This is a genomic window from Chloroflexota bacterium, assembly GCA_015478725.1.
Lineage (GTDB): Bacteria > Chloroflexota > Limnocylindria > Limnocylindrales > CSP1-4 > C-114.
The window spans coordinates 23,680-29,896 of record JADMIG010000030.1 but is presented as its reverse complement, the minus strand read 5'-3'; the positions used below and the strand labels follow the sequence as shown (position 1 = coordinate 29,896).

The window sequence follows — 6,217 nt, the reverse complement described above, 5'->3', positions numbered from 1 at the left end:
GAGGAGCCTGACGTGGTCGCGGTGGTCCATGGTGACAAGTCTGGCGTACGCGAGGGGCGGCCCCGGCCGGCGCCGGGGCCCGAGGGGGCGGAGTCAGCCAACGGCGGTCGCCTCTCTGCCGTCAGATGTCCGACGATCTCCGAGATCGGGTCCGCCGGGCGACCCCCCGCACATGAGGTGGGAGTGTCGGAGCGGCGTCGGTCGGCGAGACGCCCGCCCGCTGGGAAGCAGCGAGTTCGCGCTCGAGTGACTCGACCTGTTCTGACGCAGCTTCCCACTCAGGGCCGTGGACGCTCGCCCCTTCGAGGCGGAATCGCGCGAGCCGAAGCCTGATGCGAAGCCTCGTGGCGTCGTTGTCCACGCGTGGAGTATAGCAATACTGGACTACGCGCCCACTCCCGCGGTCGGAAGTGGCAGCTCGACGAAGCGAGGTCAGCCGCCCGCGTGGAGCGCTTCGCGGGCCACCTTGAGGGCGTCATCGGTCCGGCCACTCGCGGCGAGGAGATCGGACCACTCGGTGAGGATCTCCCGAAGCCGGCGCGGCCGTCCGTCCTCGCGGGCGCGGGCCGCCGCCCGCTCGCAGGTTGCGAGCGCGAGATCGGTCTCGCCGCGGGCCGCATGCGCCTTCGCGAGGGTGCTGAGCGCGTCGATCTCAGCTGCGCGGTTGTGCGACGCGATCCCTCGATCGAGGGCATCCGTGGCCAGCTCCGCGGCTCGATCCGCGTCGCCTTCGGCGAGGGCGATCCGCGCCTCGGTGTCGCCGACGTGGGACAGCCACCGGACATCCTCGAGGTGTTCGAATCGCCCTCGCGCCAGCTCGGCCATCGCCCGCGCACGCGCGGTGTTCCCGACCGCGAGGAACGACATCGCGAGCTCGTTCTCCATGGCCCCCATCTCGGCTTCCGCTCCCATCGCCCGGAAGAGGGCGAGGCTCGCGCTGCCGGTGCGGATCGCCGCCTCGATGTCACCCGTCTCGCGATAGCTCAGGGCGAGATCGAAGAAGTACGTCGCGCGCCGTCGATCGTCGAGCCCGTCGGCAAGTCCACGGACCTCGGAGAGGTAGCCGAGTGCCTCGTCATGGCGACCCTCGCGCGAGGCCGCCGAGGAGAGGGCCATGAGCAGGCGGAGCCGGAAATCCGGGGCCACGGCGAGGCCGGCCCGGACCCGGACGAGGATGCCCTGCAGGATGGCCCGGGCCTGGCCCACGTTCTCCGCCTCGTAGTGGGCGCAGGCGAGCCAGTACTCGGCGGTCGCCGCCTCGGCGTCGCGGCCGGCCTTTCCGAACAGGTCCGCCGCTTCGGCCGCGGCGGCAGCGGCATCGCCAGGCCGGTCGAGCCTGGCGTACGCCTCCGCGAGCCCGACGAGGAGTTCCGCCCGTTCATCGGCGCTGCGCTCGATCCCGAGGAGCTCCTCGAACGCGTCTGCCGCCGCCTGCCAGTCGCCCGCCGCGCATCGGAGGTCCGCCTCGAGCCGCGTCCATTGACGGCCCCGGTCGCTGAGGATCGCGGCGGGGTCGACGCCGAGCCGGGCGGCGAGATATGAGAGAGCGGCGACGGACGGCTTCGCGAGGCCGTTCTCGAGGGCGCTCACGTAGGCCTTCGTGTAGCGCTCGCCGGCGAGCCGCTGCTGGGTCAGGCCGGCCTTGAGTCGGAGCGCCCGAAGCCGGCCGCCGACGGCGTGGGCGAGCGGTCGATCATCCACCACCACGCGGCGTCGGGTCGTCGGCATGCGTCGGACTATACACGGCCGGCAAGTGGTCATCGACCCCGTCGAGGAGCGCTCCGAGGCCGATCCCGAGCCGGTGGGCGACGAGGGTCAGCGTGGCGAGCGATGGGACCACGCGTCCGTGCTCCACGGAACTGATGAAGCTTCGCGAGAGCGGGGTGCCGAGCTCCGCCTGGGTGAGGCCGGAGTCAACGCGACGGCGACGGATCTCCGCGCCGAGACGAGCCGCGAGGTTGATCGGCCCCCTCACCGCCAGATGTTTAGCAATAGTTGACTGGCGCACGAGAGAAGCCTACCATGCCGTCGAGTCCCGTGGGCGGACCACCGAAAGGAGCCCCCGATGTCCGCCCGTCGTCATCGCCTCGTCTCGATCCTCGCCGCCTGCGCCATCAGTGCCCTCACCCTCGTGGTCACCGCCGCGACGGTCTTCGCCGGCAGCGGCGGGAGCCCGTTCCCCCGCTGACCGACCAGCCACCTCCCGCGATCCCCGAGGATCTTCCATCCCGGCGACCGCTTTTCCCCGATCGAACACACCGGCCCGCCCACTGGGACTTCCAACCGACGCTCTTCGATCGATCGTCCCCTGGACGTCGGTCTTGCACGTGTCGTCAGGGATCGTTCTGCGCTTTGGCTCGCGTGTCACACTGACCGCCCATCACGGAACGCTCTACCGGAGGGTCCCGGGTCATGGCACTCCTCGATGCCTACCTCGAGCGCACGCCCCGCTCGCGCGAGCTGTTCGAGCGGGCGGCGAGGTCGCTCCCGGGTGGCTCGACCCGGACGACGGTCTACAGCGCGCCCTATCCGCCATACATCGCGGCGGGCGAGGGGCTCACCCTGCGCGACGTCGATGGCAACAACTATCGCGACTTTCTCGGCAACTACACCGCGCTCATCCTCGGGCACGCCCATCCCGTGGTCGTCGCGGCGGTGGAGGCGCAGGTGCGGCGTGGTTCCGCTTTCGCGGCGCCGACGGAGACCGAGATCGAGCTGGCCGAAGAGCTCCGCCGCCGGCTCCCATCGCTCGAGCGCGTGCGGTTCACGAACTCCGGCACCGAGGCGACGATGTTCGCCATCCGGGTGGCCCGCGCGTTCACCGCTCGTCCGCTCGTCGCGACATTCGAGCGCTCGTATCACGGCACCCACGACGGCGTCATGGCCGGTACGCCCGGGGTGCCCGCAGCGCTGTCCGGACTCGTGGTCGAGCTGCCATGGGAGGACGCCGAGGGCATCGAACGAGCCCTGCGCGGTCGCGAGCGGGACCTCGCGGCGATCATCATCGAGCCGGTCCAGGGGGCAGGCGGTGTGCGCGCGGCGAGCCCCGCCTTCCTCGCCTTCCTGCGGTCCTTCGCCGACCGCCACGGCGCTCTGCTCATCTTCGACGAGATCATCGCGTTCCGGGTGGGCCCACACGGCGCCCAGGGTGCATTCGGCGTGCGCCCTGACCTCACGACGCTCGGCAAGATCATCGGTGGCGGCTACGCCCTCGCGGCGTTCGGCGGCCGGGCCGACGTCATGGACCTCTTCGACGCCCGGCGCGCCGGCTCGCTCAGCCACGGCGGCACGTTCAACGGCAACCCGGTAGCCGCGGCGGCGGGTCTCGCCACCCTCCGCGAGCTCACCCCGGACGTGTTCGCGCGGCTCGATGCTCTCGGCGAGCGCCTCCGCGCGAAGGTCGCCGGGGCGATCGGGCGCGACGGCCTCGACGCTCGGATCGCCGTCGTCGGATCGCTCTTCCAGGTCTGGTCGGGCGAGGGCGTCTCCGCCGTCGCGACCGGTGTCGGTGGCGTGCCGGAGCTCTTCCTCGGCCTGCTGCTCGCGGGGTTCTACGTGGCGCCCCGTGGGATGGGCGCGATCCCGGCGATCGCGACGGAGTCAGATGTCGACGCCCTGGCCGCCGCGATCGAGCATGTGCTCCTGGCGCGCACGCTGGTGCCGCAGGTCGTGTGAGGCTAGTCGTGCCGGAGCTCGTCACCAGTCCGGACCAGCGGTCCCGCGTGAACCGGCCAGCGGTCACGACCGACCGAGCGACTACATCATCGGACTGAGGAGCTGGAAGTAGTTGTCGTCGGGATCGGAGAACGTAGCGATCCACGCTTCGGGCGCCTCACCCGGCTGGTAGGGCTCCCGGACCACCGTTGCCCCGGCGGCCTTGAGCCGTTCGAAGTCGCCCTTCACGTCGATACTCTCGATGTTCCAGATCAGCCTTCCCGGCTGCGTGTTGCGGCCCTTGACCTGATCATGCGGACCGACGGTGACGAAGCCGGTGCCGATCTGCCAACCGCTATACCCGCCTTCGTTCCAGCCGGGCGTCCCGAAAAGTTTCGTGTAGTAGTCCTTCAGCCGCTGCGGATCCGCGGATCCGATGAGGATGCTGTTGAGGTTCACGTCGTCTCCTTGTTGATCCCCGACCGGCTGAGATGCTGACCCGGTGCCGGGACGGTGTGAACGGATGAGGCGAGACCGCCTACTTCTCGATATGGGCCGCGATCGGAGGGATGACGCCGTGCCGTTCCATCGCGGCTGCCGCTCTTTTGGGAAGTGCGTCCGGGCCGCTCTGAGGGCAGGAACATCGACCCAACGCGAGGACGCCCAGTATGCGCCGGGGGCTGCTCGACGAGAAGACATCGTCTGTAACGAAGAGCTCTCACAAGGTGAACCCGAAACGCGCAGGCTGGCCGTGCTCGAGCTGCTGGCGGGGCGCAGCAGAATAACGCCGGCGTCTGCCACAGTGACGGTCAGCCTTCCGGGATCGAGATCCCGGAAGCGTCGATTCCGGCGCTCGGTCGTGGCGACGCCTGCTGAAACCTCAGCAGGTTCTCCTCGGCGAATTCCTCTTCGGACAGGCTCTCGAGCCGCCTCTGCGGGATGCGGATGTGGTCGAGCACCAACGACGCAGCGCGCTCGCCATCTCGTGCTCGAGCCGCGTCCATGATCCCCTGGTGCTCGGCGATCGATCGGTCGAGACTGCCCCGCAGCAATGCGGACGGTCGTCGGTAGGGTCCCATCTGTCCGATGAGTCGGCGGTAGACCTCGACGAGCTTGGTGTTCCCGGAAGCGACCACGAACGCCTCGTGGAAGGCGGCATTGGCCTCGAAGAACCCCGTGTCGTCCGCACGAGCGGAGCAGCGCAGCATCTCCTCGATCGGACCCTCGAGTGCATCGAGCTCGTCGTCGGACATGCGAGGGACTGCCAGCCGGACGGCCAGCGCCTCGAGCACTTCCCTGACCTGGTAGGCCTCGAGGAAGTCATGCTTCGTGAGCGCCGTGACCACAGCCCCCCGACGTGGTGTGATCGTGACGAGCCCTTCCGCCGCCAGGCTGCCCAGGGCTTCGCGGATCGGACCGCGGCTCACGCCCAGCGATTCGGCCAGCGGCACTTCCTGCAGGACCGAACCCGGAGCGATCCGGTTGTCGAGGATCTCCTCCTTGAGGTGCGCGTAGACGCGTTCCCTGAGTGTCTTGTTGTCGAAGTCACCCATCCGTCGAGCCCCCCTCGTGCTGGTCCAGAGGAATCAACTGGAGGGCAAGGGGCGTCTCCCGAACGGGAACCCTCCACGTGTTGACTGTCAACATGCGGCCCACGATACTACGCGGCACCATGCATGAGCGCCTGTCGTGAAGAGCGGTCCCACGGTCCCGCAGACCGCGCGCTGGTCCGCCCATCGTCCCCATGCCAGTCGAGCGGTTGGGTCTGCACCATGGTGGACGCGGTGATCATGGACTGCCACATGCATGTGGGCCGATTCCCGCTCTTCAACGTCTCCCTCGACCGAGATGGACTCCTGTCTTTGATGCGCGACCACGCGATCGCGACTGGCCTCGTCTTCCACCCCGACAACGGCCTCGTCCGGGGAATCATTCGCGAGACACAGGGCGTCTATGGTCTCGTCTGGGCAAACCCGCGCATGCCCGGTGCGGTCGACGAGGCGCGCCGACTGCTCGACGAGCCCGGGTCGAAGTTCCGCGGGGTCAAGCTCCACCCGCTCCTCGATGGATACCACCCCGACGACCCGGCGGTCCACCCGATCATCGAACTCCTTGTGGAACGCGGGCTGCCAGCCTTGATCCACTGCGGCCACCCCATCTTCACCCTCCCGTGGAGCATCGAAGAGCTCGTGATCCGCTACCCGATGGCCCGGATCATCCTCGGCCACATGGGTCACGGGAACATCATCTACATCAACGGGGCGATCGATGTCGCGGCGCGACACTCCAATGTCTACCTCGAGACGTCGGGTATGCCGATGCATACGAAGATTCTAGAGGCTGTCGATCGCCTCGGTCCGGATCGCGTGCTCTACGGTTCAGACGCGCCGTTCCATCATCCGACTGTCGAGCTCGCGAAGGTGCGCGTCAGCGGCCTCTCGCCGGAGCTCGTCGACCGCGTCCTCGGTGAGAACGGCCGACGGCTGTTCTTCGCCGATGCAGTCCCGCAATCCGTCGCAGTATGAGGGCGCGACCCGCGCGGAGGTGGGCGAGTCACAGCGCC

At 69.0% G+C, this 6,217-nt stretch carries 6 protein-coding genes; 2 read left to right on the top strand and 4 right to left on the bottom strand.

Annotation, left to right across the window (positions count from 1 at the left end):
• Window positions 1–432: 432 nt before the first annotated feature.
• The gene (locus IVW53_13335) at window positions 433–1,728 is read right to left on the bottom strand and encodes a helix-turn-helix domain-containing protein (GenBank protein ID MBF6606551.1); all 1,296 of its coding nucleotides are present in this window, start codon (window positions 1,726–1,728) and stop codon (window positions 433–435) included.
• Entirely contained in the window at window positions 1,694–1,975 is a 282-nt protein-coding gene (locus IVW53_13330) for a helix-turn-helix transcriptional regulator (protein ID MBF6606550.1), read from the bottom strand. The genes IVW53_13335 and IVW53_13330 overlap by 35 nt, the downstream gene beginning before the upstream one ends.
• Window positions 1,976–2,412: 437 nt before the next feature.
• Here IVW53_13330 and IVW53_13325 point away from each other — a divergent pair, with 437 nt between their 5' ends.
• Window positions 2,413–3,675: an aminotransferase class III-fold pyridoxal phosphate-dependent enzyme gene (locus IVW53_13325; protein MBF6606549.1), complete on the top strand. Its 1,263-nt coding sequence runs from the start codon at window positions 2,413–2,415 to the stop codon at window positions 3,673–3,675.
• An 81-nt stretch (window positions 3,676–3,756) separates the two neighbouring features.
• Here the strand turns inward: IVW53_13325 and IVW53_13320 are convergent, their stop codons facing one another.
• On the bottom strand, window positions 3,757–4,113 hold the full coding sequence (locus tag IVW53_13320; protein ID MBF6606548.1) for a hypothetical protein: 357 nt from the start codon (window positions 4,111–4,113) through the stop codon (window positions 3,757–3,759).
• 350 nt (window positions 4,114–4,463) lie between these two features.
• Window positions 4,464–5,207, bottom strand: coding sequence for a GntR family transcriptional regulator (locus IVW53_13315; GenBank protein MBF6606547.1), 744 nt, complete (start codon window positions 5,205–5,207; stop codon window positions 4,464–4,466).
• Window positions 5,208–5,444: 237 nt separating this feature from the next.
• Here IVW53_13315 and IVW53_13310 point away from each other — a divergent pair, with 237 nt between their 5' ends.
• Window positions 5,445–6,179 (top strand): amidohydrolase, encoded by a 735-nt coding sequence (locus IVW53_13310; protein MBF6606546.1) that lies wholly within the window; start codon window positions 5,445–5,447, stop codon window positions 6,177–6,179.
• Window positions 6,180–6,217 lie beyond the last annotated feature (38 nt).